16 protein-coding genes are annotated in these 18,933 nt (G+C 72.6%); 11 read left to right on the top strand and 5 right to left on the bottom strand.

The window, feature by feature from the left end; all coding sequences use genetic code 11:
* Nucleotides 1–323 precede the first annotated feature (323 nt).
* On the bottom strand, nucleotides 324–3,626 hold the full coding sequence (locus tag CRV15_RS31765) for an amidohydrolase family protein (RefSeq protein WP_009999289.1): 3,303 nt from the start codon (nucleotides 3,624–3,626) through the stop codon (nucleotides 324–326).
* 465 nt (nucleotides 3,627–4,091) lie between these two features.
* On the opposite strand from CRV15_RS31765, the gene CRV15_RS31760 reads away from it, so the two are divergent.
* A complete protein-coding gene (locus CRV15_RS31760) occupies nucleotides 4,092–4,769 on the top strand; it encodes an RICIN domain-containing protein (protein WP_009999288.1) in 678 nt (225 codons plus the stop codon).
* 173 nt (nucleotides 4,770–4,942) lie between these two features.
* On the opposite strand, the gene CRV15_RS31755 is transcribed toward CRV15_RS31760, so the two are convergent.
* Entirely contained in the window at nucleotides 4,943–5,725 is a 783-nt protein-coding gene (locus CRV15_RS31755) for an MBL fold metallo-hydrolase (protein WP_009999286.1), read from the bottom strand.
* Between the two features lie 103 nt (nucleotides 5,726–5,828).
* On the opposite strand from CRV15_RS31755, the gene CRV15_RS31750 reads away from it, so the two are divergent.
* The gene (locus tag CRV15_RS31750; RefSeq protein WP_003953186.1) at nucleotides 5,829–6,767 is read left to right on the top strand and encodes a helix-turn-helix domain-containing protein; all 939 of its coding nucleotides are present in this window, start codon (nucleotides 5,829–5,831) and stop codon (nucleotides 6,765–6,767) included.
* Between the two features lie 131 nt (nucleotides 6,768–6,898).
* On the opposite strand, the gene CRV15_RS31745 is transcribed toward CRV15_RS31750, so the two are convergent.
* Together CRV15_RS31745 and CRV15_RS31740 are read right to left on the bottom strand one after the other, a co-directional pair.
* Nucleotides 6,899–7,114 carry a hypothetical protein gene (locus CRV15_RS31745; RefSeq protein WP_003953188.1) on the bottom strand — a complete coding sequence of 72 codons (216 nt, stop codon included), beginning with the start codon at nucleotides 7,112–7,114 and terminating at the stop codon, nucleotides 6,899–6,901.
* A gap of 141 nt (nucleotides 7,115–7,255) precedes the next feature.
* The gene (locus CRV15_RS31740) at nucleotides 7,256–8,425 is read right to left on the bottom strand and encodes a helix-turn-helix domain-containing protein (protein ID WP_003953189.1); all 1,170 of its coding nucleotides are present in this window, start codon (nucleotides 8,423–8,425) and stop codon (nucleotides 7,256–7,258) included.
* Between the two features lie 121 nt (nucleotides 8,426–8,546).
* On the opposite strand from CRV15_RS31740, the gene CRV15_RS31735 reads away from it, so the two are divergent.
* From CRV15_RS31735 to CRV15_RS31705, 8 genes are all read left to right on the top strand, one after another.
* Complete coding sequence (locus CRV15_RS31735) at nucleotides 8,547–9,128, top strand: helix-turn-helix domain-containing protein (protein ID WP_230864309.1); 582 nt, start codon at nucleotides 8,547–8,549, stop codon at nucleotides 9,126–9,128.
* A gap of 297 nt (nucleotides 9,129–9,425) precedes the next feature.
* Nucleotides 9,426–9,632, top strand: coding sequence for a hypothetical protein (locus CRV15_RS31730; protein WP_003953191.1), 207 nt, complete (start codon nucleotides 9,426–9,428; stop codon nucleotides 9,630–9,632).
* A gap of 85 nt (nucleotides 9,633–9,717) precedes the next feature.
* Nucleotides 9,718–9,918, top strand: coding sequence for a hypothetical protein (locus CRV15_RS37180; protein WP_009999284.1), 201 nt, complete (start codon nucleotides 9,718–9,720; stop codon nucleotides 9,916–9,918).
* 127 nt (nucleotides 9,919–10,045) lie between these two features.
* Nucleotides 10,046–10,588 (top strand): MauE/DoxX family redox-associated membrane protein, encoded by a 543-nt coding sequence (locus CRV15_RS31725; protein ID WP_009999283.1) that lies wholly within the window; start codon nucleotides 10,046–10,048, stop codon nucleotides 10,586–10,588.
* A gap of 2 nt (nucleotides 10,589–10,590) precedes the next feature.
* On the top strand, nucleotides 10,591–11,142 hold the full coding sequence (locus tag CRV15_RS31720) for a thioredoxin domain-containing protein (protein ID WP_003953193.1): 552 nt from the start codon (nucleotides 10,591–10,593) through the stop codon (nucleotides 11,140–11,142).
* A gap of 11 nt (nucleotides 11,143–11,153) precedes the next feature.
* Nucleotides 11,154–13,055 carry an ABC transporter ATP-binding protein gene (locus CRV15_RS31715; RefSeq protein ID WP_009999282.1) on the top strand — a complete coding sequence of 634 codons (1,902 nt, stop codon included), beginning with the start codon at nucleotides 11,154–11,156 and terminating at the stop codon, nucleotides 13,053–13,055.
* A gap of 5 nt (nucleotides 13,056–13,060) precedes the next feature.
* Nucleotides 13,061–13,651 carry a S26 family signal peptidase gene (locus tag CRV15_RS31710; RefSeq protein ID WP_003953195.1) on the top strand — a complete coding sequence of 197 codons (591 nt, stop codon included), beginning with the start codon at nucleotides 13,061–13,063 and terminating at the stop codon, nucleotides 13,649–13,651.
* Between the two features lie 150 nt (nucleotides 13,652–13,801).
* The gene (locus CRV15_RS31705) at nucleotides 13,802–14,779 is read left to right on the top strand and encodes a hypothetical protein (protein ID WP_003963273.1); all 978 of its coding nucleotides are present in this window, start codon (nucleotides 13,802–13,804) and stop codon (nucleotides 14,777–14,779) included.
* A gap of 47 nt (nucleotides 14,780–14,826) precedes the next feature.
* On the opposite strand, the gene CRV15_RS31700 is transcribed toward CRV15_RS31705, so the two are convergent.
* Nucleotides 14,827–16,821 (bottom strand): 1,4-dihydropyridine esterase, encoded by a 1,995-nt coding sequence (locus CRV15_RS31700; RefSeq protein ID WP_129555073.1) that lies wholly within the window; start codon nucleotides 16,819–16,821, stop codon nucleotides 14,827–14,829.
* A 382-nt stretch (nucleotides 16,822–17,203) separates the two neighbouring features.
* On the opposite strand from CRV15_RS31700, the gene CRV15_RS31695 reads away from it, so the two are divergent.
* On the top strand, nucleotides 17,204–18,772 hold the full coding sequence (locus tag CRV15_RS31695; RefSeq protein WP_003953198.1) for an ATP-grasp domain-containing protein: 1,569 nt from the start codon (nucleotides 17,204–17,206) through the stop codon (nucleotides 18,770–18,772).
* The last annotated feature ends 161 nt before the right edge of the window (nucleotides 18,773–18,933 follow it).

Below are 18,933 nucleotides of genomic sequence, written 5' to 3'. Positions count from 1 at the left end.
CGGATGCGGGGAGGCGGCCGGCCGCGCGCGACGGCGGAGCGTTGATCACTCCTGAGTATTCTCAACGGCCGCTGGACTGAGAAGGCGGACTCCGGCCAGGCGCCCCCTGCCCGAGGGACGCTGATCTGGCCGGTCTTCGTCTCCCGTTGTCCCCCGCCGTCTCCCGTCGCCCCGTGCCGCACAGAGGTGGGCGCCTGCACGCCCCCAGCGGTCCGGTGCGTGCGGCCCGGGGCGGCGGGGTCTCCCGGGGCCGGCTCGACGACCTCCGTGACGCAGGCCGGGGAGAGCGTGGTCGCGGCCCCGGGCCGGGTACCCGCCCCGCGTCAGTGGTACGCCGACGTCCCGCAGCACCCGTCCCGCGTCATCTGCTCGGCCACCGCCGCCCAGCCCTCGGCGTCGCTCCGGTCGTGCCCGTGGCCGTCGCCCGCCGGGCCGGACGCCGGGCCGGACAGCGGGGCGGACGACGGGGCCGCGTAGGTCCGCGCCGGGTACGCGTCCATGAGCGCGGCCCGCTCATGGACGGTACCGGCGCGGACCACCGCGTCGACGCGGATCAGCGAGTCGAAGTCGGTGAACGGGTCCCCGTCGACGATCGTCAGATCGCCCAGCTTGCCCGTCTCCACCGTGCCGAGATCCCGCTCCACGCCGAAGACCCGCGCGGGAGCCGCCGTCGCCGTCGTCAGCACCTCGGCCGCGCTCAGCCCGTACCGGTGCAGCGCCCGCATCGCCAGATGCTGATGCAGACCCACGAGGACCAGGGGCGCGTCGGTGCCCAGGACGACATCGCCGCCGCCCCGCAGAATCCGCCGGTACGCGCCGACCTCCCGCGCCAGCACCTCCAGCTCCGCCGCCGACGGCGGCCGGGCCGCCCGCGCGTCCGCCGACTGCACGTCCCACGGCGGCATCAGCACCCGCACCCGGGGGTCCGCCGCCAGCCCGGGATCGGCGCCGAGCAGCGCCGCCGCCGTGAACGGCGTCGCGATCAGATGGAACCGCCCGTCCGTGTAGACCCGCGCGGTGTCCTCGTACGTGTATCCGCCGCCGCTGCTCCCGTGCCCGTACTCGGCGCGCTCGGTCGCGACCAGATGCGTCGTCAGATCCTGTCCGGCCTGGATCCCCGCCGAGCACAGGTGGCTTCCGCTGAGCACGCCCAGCCGCTCCTGCGCGCGGCGGGCCGCCGCCTCCATGTAGTCGTACGGGGCGCGGACATACGTCTTGACGAAGTCCCAGTCGAGGGCGGTGGCGCGGGCCAGCGAGCGGGAGAGCCCGGCGCGGGTGCGGTGCGCCCGCCCCATGCTGTAGCCGACCCGGGAGCCGTCCAGCAGCTCACCCGCCGTCAGCAGCCGGGGGGCGAGGAGCCTGCCCGCGGCGATGTCGTCCCGCTGCCGCGCCTGCTCGTACGCGAAACCGCCCAGCGAGACGGTGGTGGTGATGCCGTACGCGAGCTGGAGCGCGCCCTGCCGGGCCCCGTACGTGTACTGCCAGGGGTGTGTGTGCGCGTCCCACAGGCCGGGGAGGACGGTCCGCGCCGACGCGTCGACCCGACGGGCGGCCCGTCGTCCCCCGCGGTGCGGTTCGACGGCCGTGATCCGTCCGCGCCGGATGAGGATGTCGACGTCGGCGCGGGGCGCCGAACCGGTGCCGTCCCACAGCAGCCCGGCGTGGACAACGGTGTCAACGGGGGCGGGTCGGCGGACGTCCAGCGAGACGGGCACGGTGCGCGGCGCCCCTGCGGGCCGTCCCGAGGCGTCGATGCCGAGCAGCCGCAGCCGCCCGTTCGACTGGTACAGCAGCGTTCGGGAGTTCCCTGACCAGGAGGGGTGGTCGGCGGGCTCGTCATTCAGCCGCCGTGCCTCGCCGCTGGGGACGCCGTCCGGACCGACCGGAAGCAGCCACAGCGCGGACTCGCTGACGCACGCCAGCCAGCGGCCGTCGGGCGACCAGACGGGGCCCGACGCATACCGGTCGGAGAGGGAGACATACGGGCCCATCCCGTGCAGCCGGGACGCGCCGGTGGCGGCGTCCACGATCCGGATCAGATTGTGGCCCTCGCGGAAGCGGTGGTTCAGCCGGTTGCGATCGCACAGAGCGATCCAGCGGCCGTCGGGTGACCAGCTTGGACGGCCCGGCAGTCCGCCCGCCCCGAGCGCGGCGACGAGCGTCCGCTCCGTCCCGGCGGCGAGGTCGCGCACGACCAGGTTGCCCGCCATGTCGAGGCAGGCGAGCCGGGTGCCGTCCGGCGAGGGCACGCCCTGCACCCGCCCGCCCGCAGCGAGCACCGTCTCCGTGCCGTCGGCCAGGTCCCGGCGGCGGACGGCGTTCAGCCCGTCGCGGTCGTCGGTGTAGATCAGCGCGCGGCCGTCCGGTGTCCACACCGGGCCCTGGATGTAGGCGGTGGGGGAGGAGCGGACGATCCGGCGCGGCGCGCCGCCCGACGCGCGCACCGTCCACAGGGAGTTGAGGGCGGCGAAGGCGACCGTCCGGCCGTCCGGCGAGAGCTGCGGGAGGTGGACCCCGCGCACGGGGCGGGGCCGCTCGGCCTCCAGCGCGTACGTCTTCACCGTGTACGCGGGGCGGCGCACCCGCAGCGTCGCGTCCAGCGGGACGAGTGTGCCCGTGCGCTCCCGGTGCGGGCGGATGATTTGGAATTGGCCGCCGAGCGTGATCAGCAGTTGCTCGTCCCCGATCCAGCGCGGCGGCGCGGGGGCGAGATCGCCGTCGAGGGCCACCGGTTCACCGTCGACGAAGAGGGTGATCGTCTCCGGCCGGGCCGGTCCGGGAACACTGCGGAGCCAGGCGGTCCGCCCGGCCGGGGAGACCGCGGGGGTGAGCAGATTGCCCTCGGTGGCGGTGTGTTCGGTGACGACGGGACCGCCGCCGCCGTCGGCCGGTACGGAGGCGATCGTCCGGGAGACGAGCGCCGGGGCGGTGAACCGGCCGCGGACGAAGAGGACGCGCGAGCCGTCGGCGGACCAGACGGGGTCGAAGTCCTCCCAGGGGCCGTCCTGCGCGGGGCCCTGCTGCCCCGGCAGCCCGGTGAGCCGGGTCAGCCCGCCGTCGCGCACGTTCACGGTCCAGATCCGGTACGGGCTGCCCGCGACCGGGTCGCCGCCCCGTTCGGAGGAGAACGCGATCCGGGTGCCGTCGGGCGACCACGAGGGTCCACGGTCGTCGAAGGGGCCGCCGGTGAGGCGGCGCAGCCGGGAACCGTCCGTCCGCATCACCCAGATGGAGAAGAAGCCGCCCCGGTACGCCGCCATCGCGACCTCCCGGCCGTCGGGGGAGATGACCGGACGGGTGGGCTCCAGATCAGGCGGGGTCAGCGGCACGGCCGGGGAGCCGTCCCGGTCCAGGGACCACAGGATGTTCTGCACCTCGGCGACCAGGCGCCGGCCGTCGGCGGTCGCCGACGCGGCGCCGTTGGTCGCCTCGGTGAAACGCAGTTCGACCACACCGCCCGGCGGTCCGGCCGCCACCGCCGCTTCCGCGCCCCGGGTCGCCGGTGCCGTCGGTGGGGCTGCCTCAACGGCCCCGGCGGACTGGGCGAGAGCATCCGGGACCAGCAGACCGGTGACCGCGGTGCCGGAAGCGGCCGTGAGGAAGCGTCTACGGGGGAAAGGCTGCACGGTTTCTCCTTTGCGTGAGCATACGGAGGGTGGGGTGCGGAGTGCGGGCGGGGCGTGCTGAACGTCGAGTGCGGGACGAAGGTGTCGGATAAAAGTGACAGGCAGGGCGATAAGGGGCTCTGCGTAGCGTACGGGGGACGGGGCGCGGGACGTGAGGGTACGAGAACCGGCGGCACCGGACAGCGTGAGACGCCTTCCGATGGCTGAAACCCGATGGGTACGCGGAGCGAGCCCGCGGTGGCGCGAACCCACTTCCCGCCCGGCTGTTCCCCGGGGTCCGGTCGTGTGGACGGTGTCCCCGTCCGGCAAGTCGCTTTCCCGTCGGAGTGGTTCCCCGGCGGCCCGGCTAAGTGGCTGGAAGAGGACAGGCGGAGCCGTACCTACCGGCGAAGAATGGTCCTCCGCGCCCCGTTGTCGACTCATCAGTACGCCGCTTTGTCGGCATGCTTGCAGAGGAGTACCTCCATGCGCTTGCGTTCCGCTGTACTCGGCGCGATCGCGTTCGCCCTGACCACCGCAGTCGGCCTCCCGGCGCAGGCCGCCCCCGGCACGGCCGCGGGCGCGGAGCCGTCCGAGCGTGTCCCCGTCCCCGCGACGGCACCGGCGGGGACACCCCTCCTGGACGGCGCGCCGGTCCGGTCGGTCCCCGGGGTGCCGGCCGCCACCCGGGCGCCCGTCACCTGGCTTCACCTTCGCAACGGCGGGACGGACGGGACCTTCTGTCTCGCGGTCCAGGGCGCCGACAACCGGCCCGGGACCGGGCTGATCCAGTGGGGCTGCGCCGGCAACGTCGACCACTGGTGGGCCGTGGAGCCCTGGACCTACCAGGACCGTGTGATCTACCGCGTCGTCAGCAAGAACCGCACCGCGAACGACAAGCAGCTGTGCCTCTCCATGCCGCCCGGGAACAGCCGGCCCGGCACCCAGGCGGTCCAGTCGGAGTGCGGGAACGTCCTCGAACACTTCTGGTACTTCGTCGAACGGACCGGGCGGGGCCAGTACCGCGTGGTGAACGGTTTCAGCGGGCACTGCCTCGCCGTCGAGGGCAACAGCCACACCGCGGGCGCCAAGGTCATCCAGTGGCCCTGCAAGACCGACGGCAGCGACCGGCCCGACCACCTCTGGCACATGACGACGACCTGAGACCGCCGCCGCGCCGCAGTGCGTGACGAGGGCCCGGCGCGCTCGCGGCGCGTCCGGGCCCTCGGACGGTTCCCCGGCGAGTCCCTGCGAGCCGGGTCCTCGTCCGGAGGGGAGCCGGACCTGGCTCCGCCCGGCTCCCGTCCGGAGGGGAGCCGGACCCGGCTCCGCCCGGCTCAGCCCGCCCGTGTGCCGAAGAGGTACTGATTGCCGATGTCGACGAGGAACGGGCCGCGCCAGTCGGGGTAGCGCGCCAGAATCGCCTTCTTGTACGCCTCGCCGTCGTCGCCGAGCAGCTCGCGGGCGTCGGCGAGATACCGCGCCACGTCCGCGAAGACCTCGCGCCCGGCGGGCAGACCGTGGCCGGGCAGCACGGTGTCGTAGGCCGGGTCGGCGGCGAGCCGGTCCAGCGCGCGCTGCCAGCCGGTGATGTCGTTGTTGCCCATGAACAGATGGGTCCGGTGGTAGACGAGGTCCTGCGCGATCAGCACGCCGTACTCGGGCAGCTTGATCACCAGCTCGTCGGGGGCCTCGCCGCCCGCGACGGCGACGAACTCCAGGGTCACGCCGTCGACGACCTCGGTGCCCGGGGTGACGACCCGGGTCGGGAGCAGGTCGGCGACGGGGATGACGGTGCCGGTCGGGTCCTGGCCGTCGCCCTGCGCGGCGATCTGGTCCCGGACGGAGGCCAGCGCGTGGACGGGGACACCGAACCGGGCCGCGCCATGGAAGTGGTCCGGGTGGGCATGGCTGATGACGAGCCGGTCGAGCGGCTTGCCCAGGCTCCGGGCATACGCGACGACCTCGTCCGCGTACGCGAGCGCGAACTGCGCGTCCACCGCGATGACCCGGCCGGGGGTCTCGATCAGCTGAGTGGTCACATTCAGACTGTCGTCGGGGGCCATATAGCTGTGAACCCGGACCGGGCCCTTGTCGATGATGGTGACGATGCCGTGCATGGGGGGTCGCTCCGTTCTCCGGTGGGACGGGGATGGATGGGGCGGGTGGTCTGCTCCACTCTCGCCCGCGCGGTATCCGAAAGGCGAGATACGCTGAAGACCCATGATGGTCAGAAACGGACACCTTCCGGTTCCTGCCCCGTCCCCCGACCCTGCCGCCGAGCCCGAGGCGATCCCGTCCTACGGCTTCCACGCCCCCGGCGCCCCGGTGCCGGGACTGGAGGTCACGGACCTGGCGGACCTGCGGCGACGCGTCCCGGAGCGGGTGCTCCAGCGTGTGCACCGGGCCGACTTCCACACCCTCACCCTCGTCACCGGCGGTGACGGCCTGCATACGGTGGACTTCGTCGACCTTCCGTGCCGCCCCGGCACCCTGCTGTGGGTACGCCCCGGACAGGTGCAGCGCTTCCACGCCGCCGGGGAGCCGACCGGACCGCATGTGATCTTCACGGCGGACTTCCCGACCGTCGCCCCGCCGATCTTCGGCGCGGCGGCCCGCCTGGTCGCGGACGGCTTCGGCCCCACCCGCTGGGACCTGGACGACGGCCCGGACCGCACCGCGCTCGCCACCCTGTTCGACCAGATCGCCGCCGAGTACGGGCGCCAGCCCGGCACCGTGTCCCCGGAGATCCTGCAATCCCTCCTGACCACCCTGCTGCTCCACATCGACCGCCTGCCCCGCCCGGACCCCTCGGTCCCGCGCGCCGACCCGCAGGGGGTGTACGCACGGTTCCGCGCCGAACTGGAACGCTCGTACCGCCGCACCCGCCGGGCTGAGGAGTACGCCACCGCGCTCGGCTACTCGGTCAAGTCCCTGACCAGGGCCTGCCTCGCGGCCACCGGGCAGCCGGTCAAGCAGCTCATCGACGCCCGTGTGCTCCTGGAGGCCAAACGGCTACTCGCCCACACCGACGACCCTGTCTCCGTCGTCGCCCGGCGGCTGGGCTTCTCCGAACCCACCAACTTCGGCAAGTTCTTCACCCGCCGTGCCGGGGTCACCCCGGGTGACTTCCGGCAGGCGCAGCGCGCCGAGACGGTCTGACGCATCTGATGAATCTGACGAATACGCGTACTGCGGGGACCTTCCGACGCCGCCGGATATGAGTGTGTCGGCGAAGACGTATCCGGAGAAGAGCGTGACGCCGAAGAAGAGAGCGGAGGGGAGTCGCCGCTTCATGAGGTGGACTCGTCCTTGCCGTGGTTTCCGTGGCGCCGGGTCGCTTCCCGCTGCTCCGCCAAAGCCTCAAGAAGGCGGATCATCGTCGGGGACTCGACGGCCGTCTCCTTTTCCGGGCAGTTCTCGACGGGGCACTCGCAGGGCGGAAACTTCAGGGGGTTGGATTCTGGATCGTCCTCACCGAAAGGGGAGGGGAGGAAGAGCTGAGCCATGTCGTCACCAGTCGACTCGCTGGGTGGGGGATAGCCGAAGATCTTGCTTCGGTGACGGAGAGGCTACGGAGCGTGCGTGTGGGGCGTCGATGGCACTGCGTGGTGGTATGCCCCGAAAGTGCCATCGGTGGCCCCGGGCGACTAGAACGGCAGCTTCAGAAAGTCCGCCATGGTGCGCATCTCGGGTGTCAGTGTCCTGCGCCCGTTCAGGACCACGGTGAAGATGTCCCGTGCGTACTGCTGGTGGGGCAGCCATTCCGGGCTGGCGTACCTGAGCTGTTCGAGCCTTTCGAAAGAGTCGGTGAATTGACCTTTCTTGGCATGCGCGTGGGCGATGTCGAGCATATGGCGATTGCGGTCGCTGCTCGGCCGCAGCGCTGTGACGGGCGTCCGCTCGGCGAGGCGGAGAACGACATCCGGCTGATCCAGGATGCCGTAGCTCTCCGTACGCTTCAGATGCACCGTCCTCGGCCCGAAGCTGCCCGAGAATCCCGCTCCGGGGTGCTCCCTCCCCAGGGTCACCGCAGCGGCCTGGGCCAGCCGGAGCGCGTCGGCCGCCGTTTCCTTGTCGTTGTTCCGCACGGCGGCGGCCGAGATCCAGATGCAGAGCAGCCCCCAGGTGCTCAGCTCGGACCGCGTGGCACGGGAGAGGCGTGGCTCGGTGTCGTCCGCCCACTGGACGGCGAGTTCGAGGGCTGTGTCCAGCTTGCCCTGGCGCACCAGCAGCCAGCACTGGGTGCAGACGGTCGCGGCGGCTTCCAGTTGATCGTCCGACTCCTCGATGGCGCGCGCGAGGGCGATGTCCGCCGCGCCGTACTGACGCGTCTGGACCATGAGATTTCCGGCGAGTTGCAAGAGCCGGGTCCGGACGGAACGGCCGTCGGTCCCGAGGGCGTCGGCATCCCTGAGCAGGGGCGGGAGCACGGCGGCGAGTTCGGCGTACTGATCGTTGTCAAAGAGCGGGGCCGCCTCCTTGAAGGCACGCTGTACGCCCGCGACGGTGGGCTCGTCCTCTCCCAGACGGCCGTCGACCTCGCCGGGGTGTTCCAGTGTCTCTCTGACGTTCTGCCACAGGTCGGTTGTCATGGGGGTGGCCCGGTCTTCGCGGTCCTCGCCCACGAGGCACATCGTGGGGATGTCGAGAACCGAGGCCAGCTTTCTCAGCGTCTCCAGCATCGGTGTGCCGTAATCGCCCTGTTCGAGTTTTCTGATCAAGGAGAGTGATACGCCGGAGGCTTTCGCGAGATCCCGTTGGCTGAGCCCTCGGCGCTTTCGAACTTCCTTCAGTTTTCTGCCCGTAGCGTTGGCCATATCACGAGGGTACGCGCGTTCCGCCCATGCGCCTGACGGGTAAGGGGTGGCTGGCTACAGGCGGTGAGATTGGCGGGATTTATCTTGTATTTCTGGTGAATATCCGGTGAAGCTGCTGTCCATGACGTATTCGGGGGACCCGCAACCACAGGAAGCGCGCGACCCGGTGGAGTTCGTGGCACTCCTGCGGCAGCTCAAGGAGCGTTCCGGGCTGACCTACCGGCAACTGGAGGAGAGGGCGGCGGCCCGGGGCGATGTGCTCGCCCGCAGCACCCTCGCCGATGCCTTGCAGCGTAAGTCGCTGCCCCGGGAGGAGACGCTCGCCGCGTTCGTCCACGCCTGCGGGCGGGGCGCGGAGGCCGAGGAGTGGCTGCGGGCCCGCGACCGGCTGGCGGCCCTCGCGTGGGTGGCGGCGCGGTTCACCGAGGAGCCGTCGGCCCCGTCGGCCCCGTCGGCACCGTCGGCTCCGCCGAGCGACGACACACCCCTCCGCACGCGCGGCCCGCGCCGACGCGCCGTCCGCGCCACTCGTATGCGCCGGGTGCTCCTCGCCGCGACGGCGCTGTTGTTGTTCCTGGGCGTGTGGGCGCTCGGCTCCGGCGACGGGAGCGGGCAACGCCCCGTCGACCGGCCGACGGGGACGGAGACCAGCCTGCCGTTCGAGGGAATGAGGGAGGGGCGCGAGGGCCGCATCACCATGTGATGGGTGCCCCCGGCCGCCAAAGCCGCCGGACCGCCGCCGACCGACAAACGGGTGATGTCCGGCAGGCCATGCGGACGGAATTCTTCTCACTGCTCTGACCTGCCCGGACATTGGAATTCCTGTCCGGGGTGGAGCCTTTCCGTTGTTCCGGACAGACCGGGCGGACAGTCTTTTCGTCATCCGGCCCACCCGGCCCACGGACCGCCGCTCGGCGCTGTCCGTACCGGATTTCCCGGGCCTGGACCTCATCCCTCCCGCGTAGTCGTCGACTGCGCGGGACCGGCGAAGGGAGCGTCCATGACGAAGATCCTCAACGGCCTCGCCGACCGGCTGGTCTTGCGGCTGGCCCCGGGTGCGACGGCCCACGCGGTCAACTGCCAGCTGGTGGGCTCGCGGTGTGTGGCCCAGCCCTGTGGCCCGTACGGACGGGTTTTGCAGCGCCGATGGGTGTGCGACGACGGCGGCCCTCCCTCGGAGTGGCAGTGGGTCCGCTGCGGCTGCTGAGCCCCATCGGCTGCCGCACGGCACTGCCCCACCTCATTCTTCCCGCGTGGTATCCGACCGCGTGGGACCGACGAAAGGAATGCTCATGACGAAGCTCCTGCAAGCGTTAGCCGACCAGCTGGTGGACCGGCTGGCCCCGGGTGCGACGGCCCACGCGGTTGCGTGCCGCAGGGTCGGTTCGCGCTGCATTCCCGGCAGCTGTGCCGGGCGCCGGAACTACACGCAGTACCGGGTCAACTGCGACGACGGCAGCTGGTACTGGGAGTACGGCCACTGCGGCTGCTGACCCACCGCCACTGATCCCGCCCGGCGGGGGTGTCCGTGGCCCCCGCCGGGCGACCATGCGCGCGGGCTGCCCGTACCCCTGCCGGTACGGGCAGCACGCCCTGCCTCCATCCGACGAAAGGCCGACCATGGAAATCGTCGTGCTGTCCTGCCGCACCCTGCTCGTGGTCGTCCTCGCCGTCGCCGCCATGAGCAAAATCCGCGACGCCGAGTCCTACGCCGCGTTCACCGGCTCCGTACGGGAGCTGACGGAACTGCCCGCGCGCCCCGCGCGCACCGTGGCGGCGATCGTCGTCGCGGCGGAGGCGGGGGCCGTGGTGCTGCTGCTCGCGCCGTCCCCTTCGCACCGCGCCGGGTTCGCTCTCGCGGGCGGTCTGTTCGGCGCGTTCACCGTCGCCATCGCGGCCTCGCTGCGGCGTGGCGTGCGCGGCCGGTGCCGGTGCTTCGGGGCGTCGGAGAGCAGGCTCGGCCCCGTCCATCTCGTCCGCAACGCCCTGCTGATCACCGTGGCGGGGACCGGCGCCCTCGGCGCCTCCGACTCGCTGCCCGGGGCGCCGGGCGGCCTCGCGCTGGCCGTCGGCACCGGTCTCGTCCTGGGCGTGGTCGTGACGGTCCTCGACGACATCGGCGCGGGGCTGCGGGACGCCGTCCGTATCGGAACGGAGAAGTGACCATGCCCTATCTCATCGCCGCCGTCGTGCTCCTCGGCGCGCTCTGTCTGCTCGACCTGCTGCTGACCGTGGGGGTGATCCGCAGGCTCCGCACCCAGCAGGGCGCCCGCACCCTGCGGGATCAGGCTCCCGACGATGGGATGCTCCCGCCGCGCGCCATCGTCGGGGACTTCGCGGCGACCACCGTCGACGGCCGTTCCCTGACCCCCGCCGACCTGCGCTCACCGGCCGTCGTGGCCTTCCTCAACCCGGGCTGCGCGCCCTGTCACGAGGAACTGCCCCGGGTGGCGGCGGCCCTCGCGGCGGCGCCCGGGAACGGGGTGCTCGCCGTGGTCGCGGGCGGGGAACCGGGGGAGGACGACACCGATCTGATGCTCCGTGAGCTGTCACCGTACGGGACGGTCGTGCACGAGGGGATCTCCGGACCGCTGACCGAGGCGTTCAAGGTCCGTGCCTTCCCCGCGCTGTGCCGGGTCCGCCGCGCGGGCGGACAGCTCGTCGTCGAGTCGGTGGGGGAGCAGGTCCTGTCCGCCTCGCCCGCCCTGCTTCCGTGACGGCGGCCCCCGTGGCGAAGGGAACGAACGAGACACCCGGCCCGCGCCGCCTCCTGCGCGTCCTGCGCGCGGCGACCGCGCTCGCCTTCACCTCCGCGCCCTGGCACCTCGTGGCCCTCGTCCTGCTCACCGTCGCCGGGGGACTCCTGCCCGTCGCCGCCGCGTGGACCGTCCGGGCGGTCCTGGACCGGCTGGCGGGCGGCGGTGGCGTGGACGCGCTGCTCGTCCCGGCGGCGCTGCTCGCCGCCTCGGGAGTCGCGGCGGCGGCGGTTCCGCAACTCGCCCAGTACATCCGGGCGCAGATGCAACGGGCCGCCGGGCTCACCGCGCAGGACGCCCTCTACCGGTCCGTGGACGGACTGACCGGGCTGCGCCGGTTCGAGGACCCACGCTTCCTCGACCGGCTGCGCCTCGCCCAGCAGGCGGGCGGCATGATGCCGACGCAGGCGGTCAACAGCGCGCTGGGCGTCCTCCAGGCGGTGGTCACCGCGTCCGGGTTCCTCGGCTCGCTGATCGTGCTGAGCCCGGTCCTCGCCGCCGCCGTCCTGCTGTCCGCGGTACCCGTCCTCGTCGGCGAACTGGCGATGAGCCGACGGCGCGCGGCCATGTTCTGGGACATCGGTCCCGCCGAACGCCGTGAACTGTTCTACCGGCAGCTCCTGACCAGCCCCCAGGCCGCCAAGGAGATCCGTCTCTTCGGCATCGGCGGCTTCCTGCGCGGCAGGATGAACGACGAACGCCGCCGGGCCGACGCCGCGAAACAGACCGTCGACCGTCAGGAACTGGCCGTGCAACTCGGCCTCGGAGTCCTCGCCGCGCTGGTCGCGGGGCTCGGCCTGCTGTGGGCGGTCCGCACGGCGGGCGGGGGCGGCGTCGGAGTCGGCGATGTGTCCCTGCTGCTCGCGGCCCTGCCCGCCGTCCAGGCCGCCCTCGCCGGAATCGCCAACGAGATCGCCAACGGGCACCAGGCCCTGCTGCTCTTCGACCACTACGTCACCGTCCGGGCCACCCCGGACGACCTGCCCGTCAGCGCCCGCCCCCGGCCCGTCCCGCCGCTGCGGCACGGCATCGAGCTGCGGGACGTCTGGTTCCGCTACAGCGAGGACCACCCGTGGGTGCTGCGCGGGGCGGATCTCACCATTCCGGCGGGACGTGCCGTCGCCCTCGTGGGACTCAACGGGGCGGGCAAGTCGACCCTCGTCAAACTGCTCTGCCGACTGTACGACCCGACCCGGGGCCGCATCCTGTGGGACGGGACCGACCTGCGCGACGCCGACCCCGCCGAGCTGCGGCGCCGGATCGGGGCCACGTTCCAGGACTACATGGAGTACGACCTGACCGCCGGGGAGAACATCGGACTCGGAGACCTGGAACGGCTGCGGGACCACAGCCGGATCGAGCACGCCGCCCGGCTCGCCGGGGCCCACGAGACCGTGACCCGGCTCGCCGACGGATACGACACCCTGCTCAGCCGGACCTTCTTCGCCGAGGAGGAGAAGGAGGAACCGGTGGCGGGCACAGTGCTCTCCGGCGGCCAGTGGCAGCGCCTCGCCCTCGCCCGCTCCTTCTTCCGCGACCGTGCCGACCTGCTCATCCTCGACGAACCCAGCTCAGGACTCGACGCCGAGGCCGAATACCGGGTGCACCTGCGGCTGCGCGAGTACCGCGCGGGCCGCACCAGCGTGCTCATCTCCCACCGTCTCGGCGCACTCCGGGACGCCGACATGATCGCGGTGCTCGACGACGGCCGGGTCACGGAACGGGGTACGCACGACGAGCTGATCCGCGCCGACGGGACCTACGCGCGGCTCTTCTCCGTCCAGGCCCGGGGGTACCGCGGCGAAGCACCTGACCCACCTGACGTCCTTCCTGCGCCCGGCCCGTCCCCCTCGGTCATGGGAGCGGACCGGTGAAACCGATGAGTGCCCCCCTCGTCATGGCCGTCGTGGCCGCCGTGGCGACGACGCTCCCGGTCGCGGCGGCGCTGGTGCTGCGCCGCCGCTTCGCCGTGGTCACCGTCGCCGGGGCCAGCATGGAGCCCTCGTACCGGAGCGGCGACAGGGTCCTCATACGGAGGCTGTCCCCGTCCCGGCGAGCCCCCGGCCCCATGGCCGGCCGGGTCGTGGTGGTGGCACGCCGTCCGCCGTCCGGCGCCCCGCCCCTTGGCGCTCTCCTCCCCGACGCTCGCCCCTCCGACGGCCCGGCGGCCGACGTGCCGGGTCCCGGGGTCCCGGAGCCCGGCGCGCCGCTCTCCGCCCGCCGCTGGATGATCAAACGCGTCGCGGCGTCCCCCGGCGACCCGGTCCCCGCCGGTCTCGGCCCGGCCCTCACCCGCGAGGCGGGCAGACCCGTACCCAAGGACCGTTACATCGTCCTCGGTGACAACACTGACCACAGCCACGACTCACGCCACACCGGTTTTGTGGAACGCGCCGACATTCTCGGTGTCGCGGTCCGCCGTCTGACACCCCGGACCCCTCGGGCCACTTCGTCACCACGTCGGCGGTGAAACACTTTTCCACCCCTTTTCACCCGTTGGAGTGGACGTCCGAGGCTCCTCCGGTGACGCGGCGGACAGCGGGCCGACCCTGGGCGTGGCCCGGACGGCGGCCCTTGAACAGACGGGCGTGCGCCGGGCGTGACCGGAGGAGTGAGCACTATGCGTGTGTCCCGATGGCGAGTGATGGCCGTGGCGGCGGCCCTGGCGATATCGACGGCGCTCGGAGCGCCGGGCGCGGCACCGGCGGCAGCCGCGCCGCTGCCGGTGCACATGGTGGACTGCACCGTCGGGAACGTGTCCGGCAACAAGGGGAGCTGGGCCCTGCTCCGGCTCTGCCTCTGGACGAACGGCCACCATCTGTGGGCGGACGCCTCCGGGAACTGCAAGAGGACCGGCTCCTGGTTCGTCACGGAATCGGTGAAGTGCGACTCCATCACCGGCCACTACACCGCCAAGCGGGAGGGGCAGGACATCGGCGGCGGACACCTGGGTGAACTGCTGGACTACCGGGGCAAGGGGCATTACGAGATCAAGGCCACGATCCGCTTCGACCACCGTTTCCACGACCGCTTCCCCGGCGGAGAGATCGGCTACTACGACGTCGCCGGGGAGCGGGACTACACCATCAGCGCCACGTCGAACGTCGAACCGGTCCGTCCGCCGCAGCCGGAACCGCCGAGGCTGAGCCTCGACATCAGCGGACCGGTCGCCTCCGGCGGGAAGTCCGTCTACACCCTGAAGGTCACCAACGGGACGAGCAAGCGGCACACCTTCGGGGTCCCCGCCCTCGGCATCCGGAAGAAGGTGGGTGACGCCGTACTCTCCTCCCCGTCCCCGGCATGCGGCCACCACCAGCGGAGCCTTCTGCTCCCGCCGCTCCCGGGCATCACCCACCCGGACGGCACCACCAGCCCGCCCCGGCCCGCCCGCATCCTGCTGGAACTGCTCCTCTGCGAGCTGGACATCCCCGCCACGTCGTCCCGGGAGGTGACCGTCGCGGTGGCCGCCGGGGCGACCTGCCCGCCGTTCATCTGGGGCGCCGACGTGGAACACGAGCCGGAGACCGGCCGTATGGGGCCGCTGCCCGTGTGTCCGTCGGGGCAGGGGCGCAGCGCTCCGCACACCGCCGCCGGATGATCCAGCGCACCGTGACGGTCCCGGCGCCCCGCCCCTGCCAGCCGTCCCTACCTGCCGTGGTAGGCGTCGACGACCGTCACGGTGCCCTTGTTGCCGCCCCGGTCGGTGAACGTGGCCCGGAAGGAGATCCCCTTCCCGGCCGCCGGGTTCACGACCTGGAAACGCCGGTCCGTGACGGGCGTGGACTTCCAGGTCGCGCCCCCGTCGTAGGAGACGTCCACCGTCAGGGACGCGAGGTTCCCGGGCCGGGCCGCCGGGCCCTGGAGGCCGACGGCGACATGCTGCCGGGCCCCGGCCGGGGCGGTGGACCGCAGATCAACGGGCGTGTGGAAACGGGCGACGGAGACCGGAAGCCGCTCCGGAGCCGTGGTCTCCCGGGAGCGGAACGTCCAGGAGGCGTCCATCCGGGAGGCCGCCCGCGCCACCGCCGGGTCCCGGGTGACGGACGTGGCCAGGGTGTACGAGGCGTCCCCCGGCGGCACGGTGAAGCCCCGGCCCGGGGCGCCGCTGAGAGGATCGTCGTTCTCGCCGATCAGGACCCCGTCGCGGTGCAGCGTGGTCCGTGCCGACGACAGGGCCGAGCCGCCCCGGTGACCGGCGCCGTCCGCGAGCAGCGGCAGGGAGCCCTGGAGGACGTTCCCGTCCCGCGTCACTCCGTCACGGTCGTCCCCGAGCAGCGGCGAGAACACCCCGGTGTTGAAGGTCTCGACCCGGTGGCTCCCCGGCGCGTACTCCCTGAGCGGGGTGGAGTACGAGGCTTCCCGCGCCCATGGGGGGCTGCCTGGCAGCGCCTGACGCTGCTTGGTACCCAGCGCCCAAGAGGTTCCCGGTACCGTCGACAGCCGCTGTGTACGGGTGGTGGGCAGCGGTAGCTCCCGTATCGGGACCATCGGGAACATCCTCCCCGGCGTGACGCCGACGGCGGAGATCTCGCCCTGTGCGCCGTCCGCTCCGGAAAGGCCCGCCCGGGTGCGGACGGTGGCCAGCTCGCCGTCCGTGAAGTGCCGGGTCTTCCCGGTCACCAGGCGCCGGGACTCGACCTCCCCGAGCGCGAGGTTGTAGTCGGTGGTGCCCTGTGCCCACATCGCGGTCCACGCCTGGGTGAGCGAACCGTCCGTGACCTCCGGCCCGATGTGCGCCGTACGGATATCGGCTGTCCTCGACGACATGGCGAACCCCATGTAGTGCTCGCCCACCGTCACCCGGTAGTTCAGCTCGCTCATCACATGGGTCGCCCGGGGGTCCGGTGGGGTGAGGCGCGTCGGCCGGGTGGTGCGCGCGTCCACGGTGACTCTGGTGTCGCCGGTCACCTCCAGCCAGGGCTGGATGAGTACGTCCGTGGCGGCCTTGGGGTCCGAGGGGTGGTCCCGGCGGATGGCCTCCAGTCCATAGCGGCCCGGAGGCACCTGGAGAGTGGCAGTGCCCGACGAGGCGTCGACGGGTGGGAAGATGCCGGTGGCGGCGCCGGAGAAGCCCTGTATCCGGCTGGCGAAGTCACGGCTCGGCGCGCCGTCCCGTCCGATGAAGTCGATCGTCAGGGTGTGGGTGACCGGTTTGCGGCCCGGTTTGGGGGCGGCCTCGGGGGTGCGGTCCCGGCCTGTGCGCTCCGCCGCCGTGGTGCCGCCGCTCGCGGCGGTCTGTCTGCCGGTCAGCTCGGTGATGTCGTAGCGCCGTGCGTCCTGCCGTCCTGCCGTGATGTCCCGCGCCGCGTCGAGCGACAGGGCGTGGACACGGCCGCCCGTGGCACTGCTGGTCTGTAACATCAGCGGGCCCTGCGCGCGCCCCTCGGCCGGTTCGTGGCTGAGGGCCCTGCCGTTCGCGCTGGTGGTGATCCGCCCGCCGTCCCCCAGGGTGACGGACCGTACCTCCGTATCGGCGCCCGTCCCCGTCCCCGTTCCCGTGCCCGTTCCATAGGAGGGCGCCGCGACCGCCGTACTCCCGCCCGGGGCCAGCCCCATGGCGAGGGCCAGCACCGTCGACAGCGTCACCCCCCACCGGGCCGCCGCCCTCGCCGTTCCGCCTGGTTGGTCCTGTCTACGCACACCGGCTCCTTCCGGTCCGCTGGCATGAAGAGCGGATGGCATCCCCAGGTGATGGGACGCCCCGTCGCTCGGCGCCATCGTGCCCCGGCGCAAGCAGGACCGAAGCGCCTGGGACCGGTGATAGGGCAGGGGGCCGAGTGATCTCAGTGTTTTCTCAGCCTTCCCTCACCTTTCCCTCAGCCGTTCTTCATCCGTTCCGTGGCGGCCCTTTGCTTCGTGGCGGCCCGTTCCAGCGTTCCGCGCGGGCGCGGCCGTCCGTCGTGCACGGACAGCACCGTGCTCTGCACCGAGGGGCAATTTCCCCTGACCCCCGGCGACTAGCGTGAACGCCCGGTCCCTGCCATGGGAGCGGTACGGCCGGTACGGCCTACAGGAGGTCACGATGCCCGGCACCGGAGCGGACAGAGCAGGAAGCACGGACAGGGAGGAGAGGGAGGAGAACGAGCAGGACGAGCAGGCCGGGTGGGAGTACACCGGCGAGTATCCAGGCGGCGAAGGCTCCATCCCTGACGACGGGTACGGAGACGACGCAGACGGAGACCGGTACGGAGACGGAGACGGGTACGGCGGAGGGGGCGGCGGGACCGTCGTGCTCGTCGACCCCTACACCGCCGCCCGGGGCTTCCCCGAGGCCCTGGCGGCGGCGGGCGCCCGGGTCGTACGGCTGCGCAGCACACCCCGGCCGCTGGCTGTTTTCCGCCATGCCGTCGACCCGTTCCCCTACGCGGACGACCTCGTCCACGACGGCGATCTGCCCGCGCTCGTGGCACGGCTGCGCCGGGCGGGAACGGTCGCGGTGATCCCCGGCAGCGAGATCGGCGTCGAACTCGCGGACGCGCTGGCCGAGGCCCTGGCACTGCCCACCGCCAACGGCACCGCCCGCAGCGCCGCCCGCCGGGACAAGTACCTCCAGATCGAACGGCTCAGGGCCGCCGGGGTGCCCACGACCCGGCAGCTCCTCGTCCGCACCGAGGCCGAACTCATCCGCTGGCACAAGGAGACCGGCAGGACGGTCGTCCTGAAACCGCTGCGCGGTGCGGCGGGCGAGGGCGTCCACTTCTGCGACACCCCCGAGCAGTCCGCCGCCGCCCTGCGCACCCTGCGGGAACTGCGCCTGACCACCGAGGACCCGCACGGCGGCGTCGTCGCCCAGGAGTATCTGACCGGGACGGAGTACGTCCTCAACACCGTCAGCCGCGACGGCGTCCACCACCTCACCGACGCCTGGCGCACGGAACGCGTCAGCGCCAACGGCAACCGCGATCTGTGCGTCAGCCATGTCCTGCTGTCGGGCGGATACCCCGGGCTCGCGGAGCTGTTCCGGTACGGGCGGCGGGTCCTGGACGCCCTCGGGGTCCGGCACGGCCCCGCCCATCTGGAGATCAAGACGACGCCCGACGGGCCGCGCCTGGTCGAGGCGGGGATACGGTCGTCCGGCGGTGGACTGCCGCTGTTCGCGCGGGAGGCCATCGGCGCGGGCCAGATCGAGTGGACCGTGGACGCGCTGCTGCGCCCCGGGCGGTTCCACGCCCGCGCCGGGCGGCCGTACGCGCGGCGGACCGCGTTCGCCTGGGCGGGGCTGGTCAGCCCGGTGGCGGGACGGCTCGACCACTACCGGGGGCTCGACGCGATCCGCGCCCTGGACAGCTTCCGCGACCTGACGCTGTGGGTGCGGCCCGGCGGCATCCTGACACCGACCGTCGACGACACCGGCTATCCCGGTGCCGTCACCCTCGCCCACCCGGTGGAGGACATCCTGCTGCGGGACCTGCTCACCGTCCGCCATCTGGACGGACCGCATCTGTACGCGCTGTCCGCGTCTGCCGTGTCGCCCGCCATGTCTGCCACGTCCGCGATGACGCCCTCCGGCTCCGGCACCCGGGGCGGGGGAGCGGACAGGGGCTCCGCCCGGCGGACGTCCTGCCACCGCCGACAGGGCGACGACTTCTGACGGCCGCCCTGCTCTCCTGACAATCCTGCGTCCTGCCGCTCCTGTGCCCTGCTGCTCCTGCGTCTTGCCCGCTCCTGCGTCCTGACACCGGGCCTTGTGCCTGCCTCCGCGCCTGCGCCTGCTGCGCCCGCGCCTGTCCCTGCCATGGGCGGTCCCGTCAC

Origin of the sequence: Streptomyces clavuligerus (assembly GCF_005519465.1) — a bacterium.
Taxonomy (GTDB): Bacteria; Actinomycetota; Actinomycetes; order Streptomycetales; family Streptomycetaceae; genus Streptomyces; species Streptomyces clavuligerus.
The sequence above is the reverse complement of the archived record's forward strand: the minus strand, read 5'-3'. Positions and strand labels throughout refer to the sequence as shown.

Excerpts from the sequence above, each read along its gene's own strand:
- CRV15_RS31760 (WP_009999288.1), top strand. The coding sequence starts at position 4,092 with ATGCGCTTGCGTTCCGCTGTACTCGGCGCGATCGCGTTCGCCCTGACC.
- CRV15_RS31755 (WP_009999286.1), bottom strand. The coding sequence starts at position 5,725 with ATGCACGGCATCGTCACCATCATCGACAAGGGCCCGGTCCGGGTTCAC.
- CRV15_RS31750 (WP_003953186.1), top strand. The coding sequence starts at position 5,829 with ATGATGGTCAGAAACGGACACCTTCCGGTTCCTGCCCCGTCCCCCGAC.
- CRV15_RS31745 (WP_003953188.1), bottom strand. The coding sequence starts at position 7,114 with ATGGCTCAGCTCTTCCTCCCCTCCCCTTTCGGTGAGGACGATCCAGAA.
- CRV15_RS31740 (WP_003953189.1), bottom strand. The coding sequence starts at position 8,425 with ATGGCCAACGCTACGGGCAGAAAACTGAAGGAAGTTCGAAAGCGCCGA.
- CRV15_RS31735 (WP_230864309.1), top strand. The coding sequence starts at position 8,547 with ATGACGTATTCGGGGGACCCGCAACCACAGGAAGCGCGCGACCCGGTG.
- CRV15_RS31730 (WP_003953191.1), top strand. The coding sequence starts at position 9,426 with ATGACGAAGATCCTCAACGGCCTCGCCGACCGGCTGGTCTTGCGGCTG.
- CRV15_RS37180 (WP_009999284.1), top strand. The coding sequence starts at position 9,718 with ATGACGAAGCTCCTGCAAGCGTTAGCCGACCAGCTGGTGGACCGGCTG.
- CRV15_RS31725 (WP_009999283.1), top strand. The coding sequence starts at position 10,046 with ATGGAAATCGTCGTGCTGTCCTGCCGCACCCTGCTCGTGGTCGTCCTC.
- CRV15_RS31720 (WP_003953193.1), top strand. The coding sequence starts at position 10,591 with ATGCCCTATCTCATCGCCGCCGTCGTGCTCCTCGGCGCGCTCTGTCTG.
- CRV15_RS31710 (WP_003953195.1), top strand. The coding sequence starts at position 13,061 with ATGAGTGCCCCCCTCGTCATGGCCGTCGTGGCCGCCGTGGCGACGACG.
- CRV15_RS31705 (WP_003963273.1), top strand. The coding sequence starts at position 13,802 with ATGCGTGTGTCCCGATGGCGAGTGATGGCCGTGGCGGCGGCCCTGGCG.
- CRV15_RS31695 (WP_003953198.1), top strand. The coding sequence starts at position 17,204 with ATGCCCGGCACCGGAGCGGACAGAGCAGGAAGCACGGACAGGGAGGAG.